The organism is Sphingobium sp. AP50 (assembly GCF_900109095.1).
In the GTDB taxonomy this organism is placed as follows: Bacteria; Pseudomonadota; Alphaproteobacteria; order Sphingomonadales; family Sphingomonadaceae; genus Sphingobium.
Genome location: NZ_FNYZ01000010.1, coordinates 140,058 through 156,168 on the forward strand (window position 1 = coordinate 140,058; position 16,111 = coordinate 156,168).

At 56.8% G+C, this 16,111-nt stretch carries 14 protein-coding genes, 1 tRNA gene and 3 pseudogenes; 10 read left to right on the forward strand and 8 right to left on the reverse strand.

Features of this window, described 5'->3' with window-relative positions; translation table 11 throughout:
• Positions 1 to 8 precede the first annotated feature (8 nt).
• Positions 9 to 85: transfer RNA gene (locus tag BMY84_RS16840), tRNA-Pro, on the reverse strand.
• A 105-nt stretch (positions 86 to 190) separates the two neighbouring features.
• Positions 191 to 490 (reverse strand): JAB domain-containing protein, encoded by a 300-nt coding sequence (locus BMY84_RS16845; RefSeq protein ID WP_093085371.1) that lies wholly within the window; start codon positions 488 to 490, stop codon positions 191 to 193.
• Between the two features lie 173 nt (positions 491 to 663).
• Between BMY84_RS16845 and thyA the strand changes: the two are divergent.
• Both thyA and BMY84_RS16855 read left to right on the forward strand, forming a co-directional pair.
• Positions 664 to 1,320 (forward strand): annotated as a pseudogene (gene thyA, locus BMY84_RS16850) (thymidylate synthase); the annotation flags it as partial.
• A 614-nt stretch (positions 1,321 to 1,934) separates the two neighbouring features.
• A complete protein-coding gene (locus BMY84_RS16855; protein WP_093085373.1) occupies positions 1,935 to 2,876 on the forward strand; it encodes a thymidylate synthase in 942 nt (313 codons plus the stop codon).
• A 250-nt stretch (positions 2,877 to 3,126) separates the two neighbouring features.
• Here BMY84_RS16855 and BMY84_RS16865 read toward each other — a convergent pair whose 3' ends face one another.
• Positions 3,127 to 3,990 carry a transposase gene (locus tag BMY84_RS16865; RefSeq protein ID WP_093085376.1) on the reverse strand — a complete coding sequence of 288 codons (864 nt, stop codon included), beginning with the start codon at positions 3,988 to 3,990 and terminating at the stop codon, positions 3,127 to 3,129.
• 73 nt (positions 3,991 to 4,063) lie between these two features.
• On the opposite strand from BMY84_RS16865, the pseudogene BMY84_RS16870 reads away from it, so the two are divergent.
• Positions 4,064 to 4,297 (forward strand): annotated as a pseudogene (locus tag BMY84_RS16870) (transposase); the annotation flags it as partial.
• A 34-nt stretch (positions 4,298 to 4,331) separates the two neighbouring features.
• Here BMY84_RS16870 and BMY84_RS16875 read toward each other — a convergent pair.
• Together BMY84_RS16875 and BMY84_RS29230 are read right to left on the reverse strand one after the other, a co-directional pair.
• Positions 4,332 to 5,156, reverse strand: a pseudogene (locus BMY84_RS16875) (IS3 family transposase); the annotation flags it as partial.
• Positions 5,157 to 5,285: 129 nt separating this feature from the next.
• The gene (locus BMY84_RS29230) at positions 5,286 to 5,648 is read right to left on the reverse strand and encodes a hypothetical protein (RefSeq protein ID WP_143075076.1); all 363 of its coding nucleotides are present in this window, start codon (positions 5,646 to 5,648) and stop codon (positions 5,286 to 5,288) included.
• 703 nt (positions 5,649 to 6,351) lie between these two features.
• Between BMY84_RS29230 and BMY84_RS16880 the strand changes: the two genes are divergently transcribed.
• Complete coding sequence (locus tag BMY84_RS16880; RefSeq protein ID WP_093085379.1) at positions 6,352 to 7,644, forward strand: tyrosine-type recombinase/integrase; 1,293 nt, start codon at positions 6,352 to 6,354, stop codon at positions 7,642 to 7,644.
• A 126-nt stretch (positions 7,645 to 7,770) separates the two neighbouring features.
• A complete protein-coding gene (locus BMY84_RS16885; RefSeq protein WP_093085380.1) occupies positions 7,771 to 8,181 on the forward strand; it encodes a RidA family protein in 411 nt (136 codons plus the stop codon).
• 87 nt (positions 8,182 to 8,268) lie between these two features.
• Here BMY84_RS16885 and BMY84_RS16890 read toward each other — a convergent pair whose 3' ends face one another.
• The gene (locus BMY84_RS16890; protein ID WP_093085382.1) at positions 8,269 to 8,646 is read right to left on the reverse strand and encodes a VOC family protein; all 378 of its coding nucleotides are present in this window, start codon (positions 8,644 to 8,646) and stop codon (positions 8,269 to 8,271) included.
• A 205-nt stretch (positions 8,647 to 8,851) separates the two neighbouring features.
• Between BMY84_RS16890 and BMY84_RS16895 the strand changes: the two genes are divergently transcribed.
• From BMY84_RS16895 to BMY84_RS16915, 5 genes are all read left to right on the forward strand, one after another.
• Positions 8,852 to 9,343, forward strand: coding sequence for an SRPBCC family protein (locus BMY84_RS16895; RefSeq protein ID WP_093085383.1), 492 nt, complete (start codon positions 8,852 to 8,854; stop codon positions 9,341 to 9,343).
• A gap of 264 nt (positions 9,344 to 9,607) precedes the next feature.
• Positions 9,608 to 10,846: an acetyl-CoA C-acetyltransferase gene (locus BMY84_RS16900; RefSeq protein WP_093085385.1), complete on the forward strand. Its 1,239-nt coding sequence runs from the start codon at positions 9,608 to 9,610 to the stop codon at positions 10,844 to 10,846.
• A 179-nt stretch (positions 10,847 to 11,025) separates the two neighbouring features.
• Positions 11,026 to 12,660, forward strand: coding sequence for an MFS transporter (locus BMY84_RS16905; protein ID WP_093085387.1), 1,635 nt, complete (start codon positions 11,026 to 11,028; stop codon positions 12,658 to 12,660).
• Between the two features lie 29 nt (positions 12,661 to 12,689).
• Positions 12,690 to 13,478 carry an SDR family NAD(P)-dependent oxidoreductase gene (locus tag BMY84_RS16910; protein ID WP_093085388.1) on the forward strand — a complete coding sequence of 263 codons (789 nt, stop codon included), beginning with the start codon at positions 12,690 to 12,692 and terminating at the stop codon, positions 13,476 to 13,478.
• A 39-nt stretch (positions 13,479 to 13,517) separates the two neighbouring features.
• Complete coding sequence (locus BMY84_RS16915) at positions 13,518 to 14,657, forward strand: NADH oxidase (protein ID WP_093085390.1); 1,140 nt, start codon at positions 13,518 to 13,520, stop codon at positions 14,655 to 14,657.
• 176 nt (positions 14,658 to 14,833) lie between these two features.
• Here the strand turns inward: BMY84_RS16915 and BMY84_RS16920 are convergent, their stop codons facing one another.
• Positions 14,834 to 15,679, reverse strand: a complete 846-nt coding sequence (locus tag BMY84_RS16920) for an enoyl-CoA hydratase/isomerase family protein (protein WP_093085391.1) — start codon at positions 15,677 to 15,679, stop codon at positions 14,834 to 14,836.
• Positions 15,680 to 15,800: 121 nt separating this feature from the next.
• Entirely contained in the window at positions 15,801 to 16,091 is a 291-nt protein-coding gene (locus BMY84_RS16925) for a putative quinol monooxygenase (RefSeq protein WP_093085393.1), read from the reverse strand.
• Between the last annotated feature and the right edge of the window lie 20 nt (positions 16,092 to 16,111).

Sequence of the window (16,111 nt, forward strand, 5' to 3'; positions counted from 1 at the left end):
AAGAAAGTTGGTCGGGGAAAGAGGATTCGAACCTCCGGCCCCTGCCTCCCGAAGACAGTGCTCTACCAGGCTGAGCTATTCCCCGACCGATGCCGAAGCCGCTTTGTGGGCGGCCCCGTAAGGCAGGAGTGGGCCTATAGAGGGGGCTTTCCGGGCTGGCAAGCGGGCAATGACGATTTTTTTGCAGTCATTACAAAAGCCCTGCCGTGCGGAAGCTGAAGCGCGCATTTCCGGCCTCGATCACATGGTCTGCCAGTCGCAGGTCGAGCGGCCGCAGGCTGCGGGCAAGGGTGCGGGTCAGGGCGATGTCGCGGGAATCGGGCAAAGGGCAGGCGGTCGGCCGGCGCCGTTGCAGCAGCGCGATCCAGTTGCGTTCCGATTCCAGCAGATGCCGCATCACTATGCCCCATTCCTGATGAAAGGGCAGCAGCCCGCAAGGGCGCCAGTCCGCATCGAGTATCGCCAGCATCAGCCTGAAGTCCCTGTTCATGGGAGAAATCTTGCGGAGCGGGCAGGCCGGCGGCGAGGGACAGAAGGCGCCATTATGGCGCAAAGGCGGAAGGGATCGGTCCGAAATGACGCCAAGATTGGCGTGTCCGCCGCGCTGGGCTACAGCCGGAGTAACCAGACTCACGACCGCAGGATCGCGCCTTGACCGACATCATGCCCCATTATGAAGACCAGTATCTCGATCTGATGCGGCATATCTGGCGCCATGGCGACGAGCGGGTCGACCGTACCGGCGTTGGCACCCGCTCCATATTGGGTGCGACCATGCGCTTTTCGCTGGCCGATGATGCAGTGCCGCTGCTCACGACCAAGCGCGTCTATTGGAAGGTCGCGGCGCGCGAGATGCTGTGGTTCCTGACCGGCGACACCAATATCCGCGAACTGGTGCGGCAGGGCGTGCATATCTGGACCGACTGGCCGCTCGACGCTTATCGCCGGGCGACCGGGGAGGATCTGGATCGCGACACGTTCGAGATGCGGATCGTGGCCGACGATGATTTCGCGGCGCGCTGGGGCAATCTGGGTCCGGTCTATGGCGCGCAATGGGTGAACTGGCCGCTCTATGAACCAGTCGGCGATGGCCTGTATCGCAAGGCGGAAAAGGGCCGCAACCAGATCGCCGAACTGGTCGAGGCGATTCGCACCACGCCGGGGTCGCGCCGCCTGCTGTTCACGGGCTGGAATGTCGCGGAAGTGCCGCAAATGGCGCTGCCGCCCTGCCACATGACCTATCAGTTTCAGGTGTCGAACGGGAAGCTCAACGGCCTGTTGTTCCAGCGCAGTTGCGATCTGGGTCTGGGCTTTAGCTACTTTTCCGGTGTAGTGCATTGAAGCGGTGAGTGAGTGGCCGATATGGCCGGAATTACTGGTTCCGGTTTTAGCTGGCGCCAATGGCCTCATAGGGAAGCGCTTCACCCGGTGAGTGAATGCCGGGAGGCGAGCGAAGTCTCGGACTATGCAGCCTGGACGTCGAACAATCGGACGTATCCATTCGAAACGTGCCCGAATCCGTCTGCTCGTGTGACGTCCAATTGAGCGCGACAATCACCATCCTGCGATGATTCGGCGATGCCGACAAAAGTGGGGGCGATGCATGCGCTCTGCACGAGAGCAATAAGCTCATTCGGTGGGCCAAACACTAGCAGATGTGGCCTCCTCAGCAAAATTGCTCTCTATCATTGAAAATATTCAATCAACATAGTATCATGTGTCGAGTAAATGGAATGATATATAAATAATAATCGAAATAAATTCGATGTTATTGCGCATTATATTGGGAAAGGTTTGGAAATTACGTCTGATTGGATGAGGTTTGTATTGCCGAGGTTTGGGTTATTTTTCTCATCCTCCCTTGGTTAACCGTAGGCAATCGGACGTTGGGTTGGAATTGATCATTGATATCGTGTTTGCGTGAGGGCAGCCTTATGTATGCGCATTATGGTAGCGGAGGTATTGAGGTGGTAGGTCAGAGCGGACATCCGGAGGGCCAATATCTGGACCTGATGCGGCACATCCTGGACAACGGGGATGAACGTATCGACCGGACTGGAGTGGGAACGCGCTCCGTCTTTGGGGCGATGGCTCGATTTGACCTGTCTGATGGAACTGCGCCGATCATCACAACAAAGCGGGTTTACTGGAAGACCTCGACGAAAGAGATGCTCTGGTTCCTGAAGGGGGGTACGAATATCCAGGATCTGCTGCGTGACAACGTGCGGATCTGGAGTGATTGGCCGCTTGCCACTTACCGCCGTGAAACCGGCGAGAACATCGATCAGGAAGCGTTTGAGCGCCGTATCGTCGAGGATGATGATTTTGCTGCACGCTGGGGCGAGTTGGGGCCCGTTTACGGGAAGCAGTGGAGGCGTTGGGCTGGTCCTGATGGGCAAGAGCATGACCAGATTGCTACGTTGGTCGAAACGCTCAAAACGAACCCGTCGAGCCGTCGGATGTTATTCCACGCATGGAATGTGGCCGAACTCGGTGAAATGGCACTTCCCCCGTGCCATATGGTTTATCAGTATCACGTCACCTCTGACGGGCGCTTGAATTGCCTGATGTTTCAGCGCTCGGTCGACGCCTTGTTAGGTTTGCCCTTCAACTGGGTGGGCGCAACTGCACTTCAACTCATGCTCGCCCAGCAGGCAGACCTTCGGCCGGGCGAATTCGTTTGGATGGCGGGTGATGCGCATCTCTATTTCAATCATCTCGATCAGGCGCGAGAGCAACTCACCCGTGAGCCCAGGCCTTTCCCGAAGATGCGCCTTTCTCGGCGACCAGATAGTATAGACGGATATACGATCGATGATTTCGAGGTAGAGGGCTACGATCCGCATCCGGCCATAAAGGCCGACGTCGCCGTTTAAACCTCTCCTAGCGCGGGACCCTTCTCCTGCGGGGTGATCCTCTCGGAGCATTTATCAGCCTGTTGCCCACGCAACTTCAGGGCAGGGAGCCTTATGTCTTCTGACGATGCCAAGCTGGACACCTCGAAGAACCGTCGGATTATGTCCTGATGGACGCAGGAGGAGGCGCCAGCGGGCGGGTCGTGCCGATTCCGATGCACCGATCCGCTGATTTTCTGGACGGAGCCGATCACTGGGTCCGGTTTTCGTGTCATGCAGGCGCAGCGCGGCTTTCAAGCCATACGAGGCGCTGGAAATTATAGATCAGGTTGGCCATGCCGATCTTGATCCTGGCGCGGGCGATGCCGATGGTACGGACGACGAGGCCCATGCGATGCTTTTGCCCGGCAAAGACATGCTCGACCGCAGCGCGGACCTTTGGGCGCCTTGCATTGGCTCTCGCTATCCGTTCGGGCAGCGCCCGCCTGGGCAACCGCTTCTGGTGGATATTGCTGGTGAACATGCCCCTGGCGAGGAATGCTTCGTTCTTCTTCGATCGATAGGCGGTATCGGCCCAAACGCCCGAGGCGGTGTTCTCCTTGCTGATCAGATCGGGCAGTCGCGCGCCATCATGGGCCTTGGCGGCGCTCGCATCCCAGGTGCGGATCAGTCCATGGGTCTGGTCAATTCCGATATGGTTGTTGTAGCCGAACATCGGAATGGCCAGATATCCCCGGTCCTTGAGCGCGGCATCGAAGCGCGCGAACAACCGGTCGATCGCCTTGGCCTTCACAAGCCGTTCGCGGAACAGCCAGACCGTGGTGACATCCGGCACGGTGCCTTCCAGCCCCACGCCCAGGAAAGGCTGGAACGATAGCCGGTCCTTGATCTGGAACTCGGTCGCCTCGTCGGACAGCGAATACAACGCCTGTAGAACCAGGATTTTGAACATCAGCACCGGATCGAACGGCGGTCGTCTGCCCTTGTTACGAGGACCACGTCGCAGCGCGGCCACCAGCAGTGCCCGGAATAGCTCGAAGTCCACCACCGCCGACAACCGCTCTAGCGGATCGCCTGCCGCGCTCAGCGCCTCATATCGGTCCGAAAGATCAAAGAAACCCGGCTGTCCTGCCATTCCTGCCTCCGCCACAGCCTCGGCGAAGTGAATCAAATCTACCCCTCAAAGGCCAGCGTTTTTCGAGGCGTCCAGCTTCAACGGGTCGCTTCGCGACGAACTGCTCAACGGCGAGATCTTCTACAGCCTCACCGAGGCCAGGGTGCTGATCGAGGCATGGCCGCGGCATTACAACAGCGTCCGGCCCCATAGCAGCTTGGGCTATCGACCACCGGCCCCGGAAACGGCGACACCGCCATATCCGGCCTCCGGTTCCGCTTCGCTCCACCTCCGCTCGGATATCGCGGCGATGAGATTAATGCACTAACACTCCAATCGGTCCACTCGGTGGGGACAGATCAGTCCTGCCGGGCCTCTTCGCGCGTTTTGTAGGTGCGTCGCCGGATGCGCTCACGCTTGAGCGATGAGAAGAAACTCTCAGCGACAGCATTATCGTGGCAGTTTCCCCGGCGGCTCATGGAGTGTTCCAGATTGTGAGCCCTGATAAGGCAGCCCAGTCGATACTGGTGAACTGAAAGCCCTGGTCCGAATGGATGAGCACGCGGTTCTTCGGCTTGTGCCGCCACACCGCCATGTGCAGGGCCTGCAAAACCACATCGGTTGTCTGACGGCTTTGCATCGACCAACCCACCACACGACGGGAATACAGGTCGAGCACGACCGCCAGATAGGCGAAGCCTTCCATCGTGCGGATATAGGTGATGTCCGTCACCCAAGCGTGATCGGCCTGCACCACGTCGAACTGGCGATCCAGGGTGTTGGCAGCAACGGCCGAAGGCCTTCCTCCTGAACTGCCCGGACGCCGCTTATAACCGACCTGCGCCTTGATGCCCGCCAGGCTGGTCAGGCGGGCGACGCGGTTGGGACAACAGGTCTCGCCCTGATCGAGCAGATCATCGTGCAGCTTGCGATAGCCATAGACCTTACCACTGTTCTTCCAGGCCTGCCGGATCAACTCAGTCTGCCGGGCATCTTCCTGTGCACGATGGCTCAACGGGTTCTTCTGCCAGGCATAGAAACCGCTGGGCTGGATCGCCAGGCTCCGGCACATCGCCCGACGCCACTTTTCCAAACTGCTTCTTCCACGAATATAGCGAGTGCTGGCTGCCCCCGAGCCGCTCGGAAACCTCCGCTACGCGATAACCTCGCTCCGTAATCTGAGCCACCGCATCCGCCCTTCGACAAGCTCAGGAGAGCCTTGAACTCATCGCTGAAATTGGCATTCCCCATTGTCGCCTCCTGTCCTCAAAATTAGGACCCAAGGCGTCCAGAAATCTAGGGGCTATTCAGAGCGACTATTTGGCGTCTGGCCCGTTTTGAGCGAGGAAGCTCCACGCCTCAGCATGGATGGAGTTTGTGGTGGCGTGCTCGCCAGCGGGCGCACGGCTTCCGGCTTGATCTTCAAATATCCGCTGCAATTGCCAGCGCATCGCGTCGCTGAAGACGCGCTTGAGCCTGTCGGGCCCCATACCCGACGACTGACCATATGCCATGCGTAATGTCTCGACTGCCGTTCCCAAGCGGAGAGCAATAGAGCAGGCGGAATTAAAATTTCCGGTACGCAACGGTAACGACAGCGTTAGGCATGTGCCTGCAACCGTGATCTTTTTTCGCCAGTAATAGGTGCCGCCACGCAGCGCCACCTTCGGAAATCCCATTCCGCCGCCTCAAGGGGTACAGCGAGGGGTACAACCGTGCTTACAATCATCCCACCCCGCGAGGGTTGAGGCGTAAAATCAATAACTTACAGGAAGTTGGTCGGGGAGACAGGGTTCGTACTTACGCCGCATCCAGTTGAAAAATAAAAAAAAGTGAAAAATCGTTTCTAGGCAAACAACATTCAAACAATAAGTTTGATTGTTATTTCCAGAGTTCGATCTGGTATTTCTTGGGACATTATTGGATTTTAATCAAGGATCTTTTAGAAAATCTACCTGTAGGTTCAATATTAGCAATCGGGCGAAACGCAGGCTTCGAGATCTCTCTCCATGCAACCGTCACTGAGATGGATCAGGGAGCCTGCGCCGCGCTGACCCACAATTTTCGCTTGCTAATACCTACGGTTGATTGGGTGCGACTATCACCTCGTTAACTTTGGCCGCCATTTCGGCAATTCCACCCGGTCAACAGTCATATATTGGCAAGGCATTGTCGGCCCGAGTAACTGAGTTGCAGGCTACGAGAATGATGATGCCGCGCAAATCTTACCCGTGTTTCAGCCGTGAGAGGGCGGCGAAAAGACGGCTGTGGACGTCCTTGGAAACCAATAAAAACAAGTAGTTAAGAGGTATCCGTCCTTGCTGGTCCGACAGAATTCTGGTAGATGAAAAAGATAAGAAGTCGAGGCTGGATCATATCATCATGTCGAGGGCCGTTGCGGATGTTCGTCTCCAGGATCGCACGGTCCGCGTACGGCTGTCGGTAAAATCCGTGCCTTATTGGCGGCTGATTTCCGAAGGGTTCCATCTTGGCTATTACAAGGGGGCGCGCAAAGCCTCCTGGGTCGTGCGACTGCGGCGGACTGACAAACCCAATGCCTATGTGACCGCTGCGCTGGGCGAGGCGGACGATATCCTAGACGCTAACGACACTAATATCCTCACCTGGAAGCAGGCTTTCGCGAAGGCATTGCAGTGGATGGAGGTGCAAACGAAAGGCTTGCCAAGCGCGCTTGACCCCAACATCACCGTGGCGACAGCCATCGCTGCCTATATCGAACGGCGCGATGCGCGCAAGGCTGCTCAGGCGGGAAGGGCGGTCCGGTCTGACGCCCATTACAAGCTGCAACGACATGTTCTTTCCGACAAGCGATTGTCTGGCCTGGCGCTACGGGACATAACGGAGGCCGACCTTCGTGCGTGGCAAAAGCGCCTTTCCAAACAGAAATATACCAGTACGCAACGGCTGCTCAACGAAGTGAAGGCGGCCCTCAACGCTGCATGGGCTGAGCACCGGCAGGCGCTGCCTGCAGACCTTCCTATAACCATCAAATACGGGCTTGCTCTCGATGCACCTGCAGTGCTTGAATCGAAGAGCCGTGAGAATCAGATTCTGGCTGATGCCGAAATTCGCAAGATCGTTGCGGCTGCGCTCGAGGTGGACCAGGATTTTGGTCGAATGGTTGCGGTCCTGGCTGCGACAGGCGCCCGATTCGCGCAGCTGCGACGGATGACCGTAGGCGACGCATTGCTGGAATGTGGACGGCTCATGATTCCGCAATCCTTCAAGGGTAAGAAGAAGGACAATCAACACATCCGGGTTGCCGTAGGCCCCGATATCGTGGACCTACTGCGTCCCGCCGTCGCAGATAGGTCATATAATGAGCCGCTATTAGAACGTTGGCACGTTCGGCAGATTACGGCAGTCAGGTGGGAGCGCTATGAGCGCGGCGCATGGAAGACTTCTTCGGAGCTGAGCCGGCACTGGCAGGATGCGATGAAGAAGGCGGGCTTGCCAGCTGCGACAATCCCTTATGCTCTTAGGCACAGTTCCATCGTTCGCGGTTTGCGACTCGGTCTCCCCATCCGGCTCGTTGCAGCGCTGCACGATACATCCGTGGTGATGATCGAGCGACACTATTCGCGATGGATCGTAGATGGTCTGGATGATCTTGCTGTCCGCGCGGTCGTTCCCCTATTATCTGGACCTGTTTGATCCATTGATAACGACATTTAAATCTGTGCTGGACTGAAATGGTTGCCAATCGCCAACTCAAAGGCAAAACGGTATCATACCGCAGCAAGACAATTTCGGGGAATCCCAGTATAATTCAGGAAATTTATGACCAGCAAGATCGCAATCGTGCCACCGGTTATGCAAGAAATTGTCGAACGGGCGGGTTACCTGCCAGCCGTCCAAGCTGGTGATTTCCTATTCTGCGCAGGGCAGGTAGGGCGCGATGATGAACTCGCTGTTATTGCGGATCCGGAACAGCAATTCGAGAGATGTTGGGAGAACCTGCGTACCGTGCTAGCGGAAGGGGGCTGCTCATTCGACGATGTCGTGGAAATGACGACATTTCATGTCGGCTTACAGACACATATGCCCTTGTTTCGTCAGGTTAAGGATCGCCACTTCCCTCGTGGCACTTGTGCTTGGACCTGCGTTGGCGTGGTTGAGCTCGCAATACCCGGCTTACTTGCGGAAGTAAAATGCGTCGCGATTAAACAGCCGACACATGCAACTCGCTAACAGAAAGACAAAAATTACTCGCGAGGCAGGGGAAATGGTCGGGCGGCTTGTAAAAAAAGCCCGGGCCAGCCCTCGCCAATCGGTAGTTCATTCCGCAGAATATGTCACTGCCTCGATCTTGTTGCCGTCTGGATCGCGAACGAACGCGCCATAATAGTTGGCATCGTATTTCGCCCGAATGCCAGGTGCTCCGTCGGCACTTCCACCATGCTGAAGCGCCATATCATAGAATCGGTCGACAGCTACGCGGCTCTCCACCGCAAAGCAGATATGGCTGCCATTTCCCACAGTAGCTGGCTCACCATTGACTGGTATTTGCACGCTGAAGCTCATCTGCCCACTCCCCCAACCGATGCCTTCTTCGTCCTCCGACATAAATGCCAGTCCTACACCCTCCAGAACTGAATTATAAAAGCGCCGAGCACGTTCGAGATCGTTCGTTCCTACGGAAACATGATGTATCATCGAGAGGGTCCCTGTCACCATGGTTGGGCTTTCTACGACCGTGGGACCCTCCAAGGAGTTCCATTGCCGGAATAAAATCCTGTTTTAGAAATAGGTTCCCGCACAGATGGTTCTGCAATGGACATTCAGTTTTTATGAAATGATCATTGGTTTGTATAAAGTATTATTTAAAGAAGTTGGCGACCGGTAAAGTGAAACTATCTATATGAGCATTGATCACGGCGTGAATTTATCGGATCACCGTATTCTGATCAACGATGAAATGCGAGACATCAAAATGATGAAAATCCAATTTACACAACAAATGGAATTTTCAGTAGATGCGGTCTGGAGAGTTATCGGAGACTTTGGTCGCTTGTCAAATTGGGCCACGCAGGTTGTAGAGGAGAGGGTCGAAGATCGGGTGGATGGCAAATATCGCATCATCACGCTTCGGGCAGGAGCGATACATGAAGAACGTCTTGTTCATCGTGGTGATTATTTTTACACCTATTCAGTGAACCGGTCCGGAACCGCTCATTATGAGGCGACAGTTGCAGTGGAAGCAGCAGATGCCGAACGAGCCGCAATCGTGATCACGGTAGAGTTCTTGCCGGAAGCTGGTGTCGATGTTGGCACTCTTTCCAGAGACATCTCGGCTTTTCTCCAAGGCTCGCTCAAGGCTATGATGAAAGCGGTGCAACGGAATTGCGCCTGAAGGCGCGAGCGAAGCTCGCTCGTCACAAGGTTTGAGGGTAGCCGACTGCCCCGGTGTAGTACGCCGAATCTTCAGAATGGATGTTCGGTGTACACATATTGTCGTCGATAGAGCCAGTCTCGCCGTTACGGATGCATTTCGTCCCGCAGTAATCCGTCTATTGCGCTAGTCGGCCGGGTAGACGTGTATCTGGCATAGGAGTTGCGAAGCCTCACTCAGTCTGGCGCGCAAGCGCCCCAATCCTGCTGGGAAGGTCACATCTAAATGAGCGAAGCATATATCATCGATGCCTGCAGGACGCCACGCGGCGTTGGCAAGGTTGGAAAGGGCGCATTGGCCGATATCCATCCGCAGCGTCTCGCGGCAGCCGTATTGCAGGCAATTGCCCGGCGCAATGATTTGAACACCGCAGAGGTGGACGACATTATCTGGGGGACGTCGACCCAAGTGGGTAAGCAAGGGGGCGATCTGGGCCGCATGGCGGCTTTGGACGCGGGCTTTGATGTAAGGGCCAGTGGCGTCACGCTCGATCGTTATTGCGGCTCGGGCATCACCGCCGTCAGCCTGGCGGCCGCGCAGGTCAAGGCCGGCATGGAGGATCTTGTCATTGCCGGTGGGACGGAGATGATGTCATTCACCCCTTCGACGCGCGATCCCAACAAGCCGACGATGATGGATCGGGAGAACCTTCATTTGCGCGCCCTTCACCCGCAATCGCATCAAGGCCTGTGTGCGGATGCCATCGCGACATTGGAAGGTATCAGCCGCGAGGCCTGCGACGAACTCGCCTTTACCAGTCAGCAGCGCGCTGCTGTGGCCATCAATGAGGGCCGGTTCGCAAAGAGCCTAGTCCCAGTTTATAAGGATGACGGATCGCTCGCGCTTGATCGAGAGGAATATCCGCGACCGCAAACAACGCTTGAGGCTCTAGCAGGCCTGAAGCCAGCGTTCGAGGCCGTGGCAGATGCGCCGCTCAATGAGGAAGGGCTGACTTATGGAGGCCTGATCCGTCAGGTGTATCCTGATTTGAGGATCAAACATGTCCATCATGCCGGCAACTCGTCCGGCGTCGTTGATGGCGCCGCGGCCGTCCTTCTCGCGTCAAAGAGTTATGCCGAGAAGAACGGCTTGAAACCGCGCGCTCGGGTCGTCGCGACCGCTAATATTGGGGATTGCCCCACCTTGATGCTCAATGCACCGGTTCCTGCGGCGCGAAAGGTCCTGGCAAAAGCGGGGCTGTCTATCGATGACATCGATCTGTTTGAAATCAATGAAGCTTTCGCGGCAGTCGCCGAAAAGTTCATCCGGGATCTCAAACTTGATCGTGACAAAGTTAACGTTAACGGTGGCGCAATGGCTCTTGGCCATCCGATCGGTGCCACCGGTGCCATTTTGATCGGTACTATGCTTGATGAGCTTGAGCGACGCGATCTCCGTCGGGGTCTTGTAACGATGTGCGCGGCTGGAGGAATGGGACCGGCCATCATCATCGAACGAGTCTGAGGCGAGAAGGCGACGTGACCGATCGGGGTGTCACGTCGCCGCGACATTGTCTCGAAAGGGGATTAACATAAAATGAGCAGATTGCAGGGCTTTCTTCCAGCATTTCGCACGGTCGATCCGGGCGACAAAGTCCGGCTGCCGTGGTCGACGATATAAGGAGAGAGGTCGAACAATCGGACATGCCTCGGTCTCCGCTTGGCTTGCCGACTTTTCGGGTCCTTTGGTTGGCTAATCTTGTTACCGGCGTTGGCTATATGGTTCAGTCGGTCGGCGCATCCTGGTTAATGCTGGAGTTAACGTCTTCGCCATCGATGGTTGCGCTTGTGCAGACGTCGACTACGATGCCGATAATGCTGTTTGCGTTATTGGCTGGAGCAACCGCCGACAGTTGGGATCGGCGGCGTCTGATGCTTTGGTCGCAGGCCTTTATGATGCTCGTCTCGATCGGCTTGGCGGCACTAACGTATTTCACCGCCGCGTCGCCCTATGTCGTTTTGGCATTCACTTTCCTCATCGGCTGCGGCAATGCGTTCAACGCACCCGCCTGGCAGGCCTCTGTCAGCAGCATCGTCCCGAAGGCTTTGCTTCCCAATGCGGTAGCGCTGAACAGCGCTGCATTCAACGCCGCCCGGAGTGCCGGGCCCGCTTTGGGGGGCGCGATCGTTGCCACCGCTGGAGCCACGACTGCGTTTCTTCTAAATTGCGCAAGCTATCCGCTGCTCATCGTCACGCTTTTGCGCTGGCGGCCAAAGCCGGAGCCCGCAACTCTACCGCCCGAGCGGATAGCAAGCGCCATAGCAAGTGGGGTTCGCTATGTGCTCATGTCGCCTAATCTGCTCAAGATAATCGCACGAGCTATGTTGATCTCGGTCTGCGTGAGTTCAATCCCGTCGCTCCTGCCCGTGATCGTAAGAGAAGGGCTAAATGGCGCGGCAACAACATACGGTCTTCTTCTTGGAGCTTTCGGCGCCGGAGCTGTCGCGGGGGCGCTAATCAGTGCACCTCTGCGTTGTCGACACTCGACCAATCGTATCATATCTTTAGCTGCGGGACTTGGTTCATTGGGATTATTTCTCATCGCTGTCTCGACCAATTCTATCCTGACCTCGGTCGCTCTGATTATGGCTGGAGGAGGTTGGGTGCTGGCTCTCTCCACGCTCAATGTCACGATGCAGCTGGCAACCCCGCGATGGGTGCTTGCACGGGCGCTCTCGCTTTATCAGATGGCAGCGTTTGGGGGCATTGCAGTCGGCAGCAGCCTCTTCGGTTTGATGGCTTCCTTCACGGACGTCAGCAATGCGGTGATCGCAGCAGCCATATTGTTGTTGATCGGCGGTGCCGCTGGTCTGTTAGACCCGCTCTTCGACGCAGACGGCGTCGACCTTGACCCGTTGAGAAAGTGGCAAGAGCCCGACGCGGGCCCTTTGATCGAAGCAAACAGCGGTCCGATCGTGGTTACGATCCACTACGAAATCAATCCCGCCGACGCTAATGCTTTCACAACGCTAATGCAGGAGCGGCGTCGTATCCGTCGCAGGGACGGCGCTCGCAATTGGACGCTGCTCAGAGACATCACCCAGCCAGACCTTTGGATTGAACGATATCAGGTCGCGACGTGGCTTGAATATATTCGGCACAATCAAAGGCGGACGCAAGCTGACGCTTCCAATATCGCCGCGATTGCGGGACTACACTTGGCTTCCGGGCCTCCGAAAATCTACCGTCGCATTCAGGTTGATCCGCATAATCGCCAACCCGAAGACCTGGTTCAGGCGGAAATTCTCTTCCCGCAGACGATATCAGGCACCCCATAGCAGGGCGATTGGACCAGAGGAGAAAAGAAATGCTGGACTTCGAAGGGAGGATCGCCGTTGTAACCGGGGCAGGTGGCGGCCTTGGCGCTGCACTATGCCGTCAGCTTGCCGCGCGCGGTGCCACCATCGTCGGTGTGGGCCGTACCGGGCGGAAACTTGACGAGATTTCCTCGGTTGTCCATCAATTTGGACGGCAGATGTACACCATCGTGGGAGATATCACTGACCCAGCAGTGGCCGAACATGTTGGTCAAACATGCGACCGCGCCGGCGGCGTCGACTTGCTAATAAATAATGCGGCGGTCGGCTATTCCTACGAACAGGTCAGACCGGGCAGCATGACCGCTTTGACGGCGCACTCGGCCGAACTTTGGCGGGAGGTTATCGAAATAAATCTCAACGGCCCCGCCGCGATTACGCGCTCGCTTGTTCCAAGGCTGCTACGGCGGGAAAGGGGGGCCAATATTGTCTTCATCTCCAGTATATTAAGTCTTGGCGGCCACACCAACGCTCACGCCTACAGCGCTGCCAAAGCGGCGGTCAACAATCTGGTGCAATCCCTCGCCGTCACGTACGGTCCAAACGGTCTGCGCACCAACTGTGTGGCTCCTGGCCTTATCGAGACTGAAATGGTCGAAACGGTGCTGAATAAGCAGTTTCCGACCGGCGGGGAGAGCCGCTTTGCATATTGCCCCTTAGGACGCGCTGCACAGCCTGAAGAGATCGCGAGCGCGGCTGTCTTTTTGGCATCATCAGCAGCCTCTTACATAAATGGGGCCATCCTCGCGGTTGATGGCGGCACATCCGCTAAGGCCTGACGCCTTAGCCCGCATACGATGAACGAAAGATGAGGTAGCATGACAGATACATTTGACGGATTTCAGCTCCAATCCACCATTGATGTATCTGGCACACTCCGTCTCGAGCTGGTCGAGCTCACGGTGTCGGACCCGGCACCTGACGAAGTCATTGTTCGGGTCGAGGCTAGTCCGATCAACCCCTCCGATCTAGCCGTCATGCTCGGAGCAGCTACCGCTCCAGCGGATCTGGACACGCTGAACTTAACCGGGTCCCAAGACCGCCCTATCGTTCTCGCCAAGGTTTCACCGGAATCGATGGGCGCGCTCAGCGCGAGGATAGGAATCGGGATTACGCCCGGTGCCGAAGGCGCCGGTCTGGTCGTGGCGGCGGGTCGCAATGCCCGCCACTTCTTAGGTCGTCGGGTTAGCATGCGAGGTGGAGGGATGTACGCGCAATACCGTAAGCTGCGGATGTTCGACTGCGTTGCGCTGCCCGATGATCTGGACGTTAGCTCCGGCGCCGCGATGTTCATCAACCCGCTTACGGCCCTAGGATTTGTCGAGACAATGCGAACCGAGGGTTTCAGTGGGCTTGTTCACCTTGCGGCAGCATCGAACCTAGGCCAGATGCTCAACAGACTTTGTATCGCGGACGATATCCCCCTTATCAATGTGGTCCGGTCAACCGAGCAGGCCAGGCTTCTGCTCGATCAAGGTGCGCGTTACGTGCTTGACAGCTTATCGCCGGATTATGAAAGCGAATTGCGCGAGGCTCTTTATGAGACGGGGATCACCCTGGCATTCGATCCTATCGGCGGCGGTTCTCAGGCCAGCCAGGTGCTAGCCGCCATGGAGGCAGCGGCAACCCGAGATGTGAGCACCTACAATCGCTATGGAAGTGAGGTTTTCAAACAACTCTATATATATGGCCTCCTCAACCCCTCTCCAACGGTTCTGGATCGCTGGGTAGGCTTTGCATGGTCGATCGGGGGGTGGCTCCTTACTCACAGGCTTCAGCGGTTCGGAAAAGACGGCGAAGCCCGCATGCTGGAAAGGGTGCGTAACGAACTCACGACAACATTTGCCAGCCATTATACCGCGCGCCTCGGGCTGCGCGATGTACTCAACCCGGATATCATTCGCGCCTATAGCCGCAAGGCGACCGGAGAGAAGTTTCTCGTAACGCCCCAGGATTGACGCGCAAAGCCAGTGGCATGATGGCATTATAACCTGCAGGCAGACGGCCATTCCGGCAGTCTGGCTTTTCTAAAATATTGAAGAACGAAAAGGTGGGCAGAGTCGCATGCCGGATCGACTCTACCCATGTTTCCGGGGAATAATGCCCCTGCCGCCGCCGGCGGGTCCTTGAGCCTCTACCTCACAGCGCGGTTGAGCTCGGCGTTGATCCGATCGATCTCGAGTTCGCCGGCCATCGTCTGTCCTCCAATTTTCAAGAAGCGAGTCATGTTTTCCCGGGCCTCCTGTGTTCGCAGCAACTGCCGAAAAAGGAGCACTTCTTCAAGAAGCCCCTCTTGCTCCCCGAGCCGAGCTGCATCGACGGCAGCTTTGGCATAACGGACCGCGTTGATCGGGAAAGATGCAATGCGCTGGGCAAGCATCGCGACATATGTCTCAATCTCACCGGGCGCCAGTGCGCGGTTCAGATAGCCCCAACGCTCGGCTGTTTCAGCGTCGAGGTCCCTACCGCCGAGAATGACCTCAAGCGTGCGAGCCCTTCCCATGAGGTGCTGCATCCGTTGCGTCCCGGTACCCCCCGGAAGGATGCCAAGAGGGACTTCCATCTGATTGACCAGCGTTTTGCCGATTACGCCAAAGCGCATGTCGAAGTTCATGACGAGCTCGCTGCCCACGCCGCCAACCCGGCCCTCGATTTGCGCGATGGTGATCTTGTTCATCGACCGGAAGCGCTCGCACATCGCATGGTAGGCGCTCTCTCCTGCTTGGGGGCGCTTGGCTGCTCCGTCGCTCGGCAGCTCGAGGATGCGCTCGATGTCGAAATGAGCTAAAAAAAAGTCTGGGTTTGCGCTTTTGAGAACGAAGACCAATGCTTCGGGATCACTCGTCAGCTCTTCACTGAGTCCTATAAGGGCTTCCATCAGCGCGGCTGTAACGAGATTGAACGGTGGATTGTTCACGGTCGCGATTACCACGCGCCCCACTTGTTCCACGGCTAGGAAGTCATAGCTTCTGTAAGTCATAAATGCGCGCCTTCCGCTTTCCAATAGCGGCAGGCGTCATCTCGACCCTCCTGCGCCGTAAGTGCTTCCCATACCGCCCTAGGCCCGGCTCGGCTTGGCGTTGGAGTATGAAACATCGGCCTCAGCCTGTCGCGATAGGGCTCAGCACCATCGCAGTGCGGTCCGCCACCTCGTTGATGTTGGAAAGATATTCGAGAAAGTGAGGTGAAGCGCGATGTGCTGCCACCGCCGCATCGTCTTCGTAGAGTTCGTCGAGCAGGAATCGATTTGGATCAGCTTGGTCTTGCCAGACATCCCAACGAACATTGCCCGGTTCAGCCCGGCTCGCAGCCAACAAAGGCTCCAGCAGGCTTAAGAGCGCGGAAGCCCTTCCGGGCTTCGCGTTGAGGATCGCAACAATCTTGACAGCCATGTGAGCCACTTCTTCTCTTA

Bases quoted from the DNA above. Each gene is read 5' to 3' on its own strand.
- BMY84_RS16845 (WP_093085371.1), bottom strand. From the start codon at position 490: ATGAACAGGGACTTCAGGCTGATGCTGGCGATACTCGATGCGGACTGG.
- BMY84_RS16855 (WP_093085373.1), top strand. From the start codon at position 1,935: ATGTATGCGCATTATGGTAGCGGAGGTATTGAGGTGGTAGGTCAGAGC.
- BMY84_RS16865 (WP_093085376.1), bottom strand. From the start codon at position 3,990: ATGGCAGGACAGCCGGGTTTCTTTGATCTTTCGGACCGATATGAGGCG.
- BMY84_RS29230 (WP_143075076.1), bottom strand. From the start codon at position 5,648: ATGGGATTTCCGAAGGTGGCGCTGCGTGGCGGCACCTATTACTGGCGA.
- BMY84_RS16880 (WP_093085379.1), top strand. From the start codon at position 6,352: ATGTCGAGGGCCGTTGCGGATGTTCGTCTCCAGGATCGCACGGTCCGC.
- BMY84_RS16885 (WP_093085380.1), top strand. From the start codon at position 7,771: ATGACCAGCAAGATCGCAATCGTGCCACCGGTTATGCAAGAAATTGTC.
- BMY84_RS16890 (WP_093085382.1), bottom strand. From the start codon at position 8,646: ATGATACATCATGTTTCCGTAGGAACGAACGATCTCGAACGTGCTCGG.
- BMY84_RS16895 (WP_093085383.1), top strand. From the start codon at position 8,852: ATGAGCATTGATCACGGCGTGAATTTATCGGATCACCGTATTCTGATC.
- BMY84_RS16900 (WP_093085385.1), top strand. From the start codon at position 9,608: ATGAGCGAAGCATATATCATCGATGCCTGCAGGACGCCACGCGGCGTT.
- BMY84_RS16905 (WP_093085387.1), top strand. From the start codon at position 11,026: ATGCCTCGGTCTCCGCTTGGCTTGCCGACTTTTCGGGTCCTTTGGTTG.
- BMY84_RS16910 (WP_093085388.1), top strand. From the start codon at position 12,690: ATGCTGGACTTCGAAGGGAGGATCGCCGTTGTAACCGGGGCAGGTGGC.
- BMY84_RS16915 (WP_093085390.1), top strand. From the start codon at position 13,518: ATGACAGATACATTTGACGGATTTCAGCTCCAATCCACCATTGATGTA.
- BMY84_RS16920 (WP_093085391.1), bottom strand. From the start codon at position 15,679: ATGACTTACAGAAGCTATGACTTCCTAGCCGTGGAACAAGTGGGGCGC.
- BMY84_RS16925 (WP_093085393.1), bottom strand. From the start codon at position 16,091: ATGGCTGTCAAGATTGTTGCGATCCTCAACGCGAAGCCCGGAAGGGCT.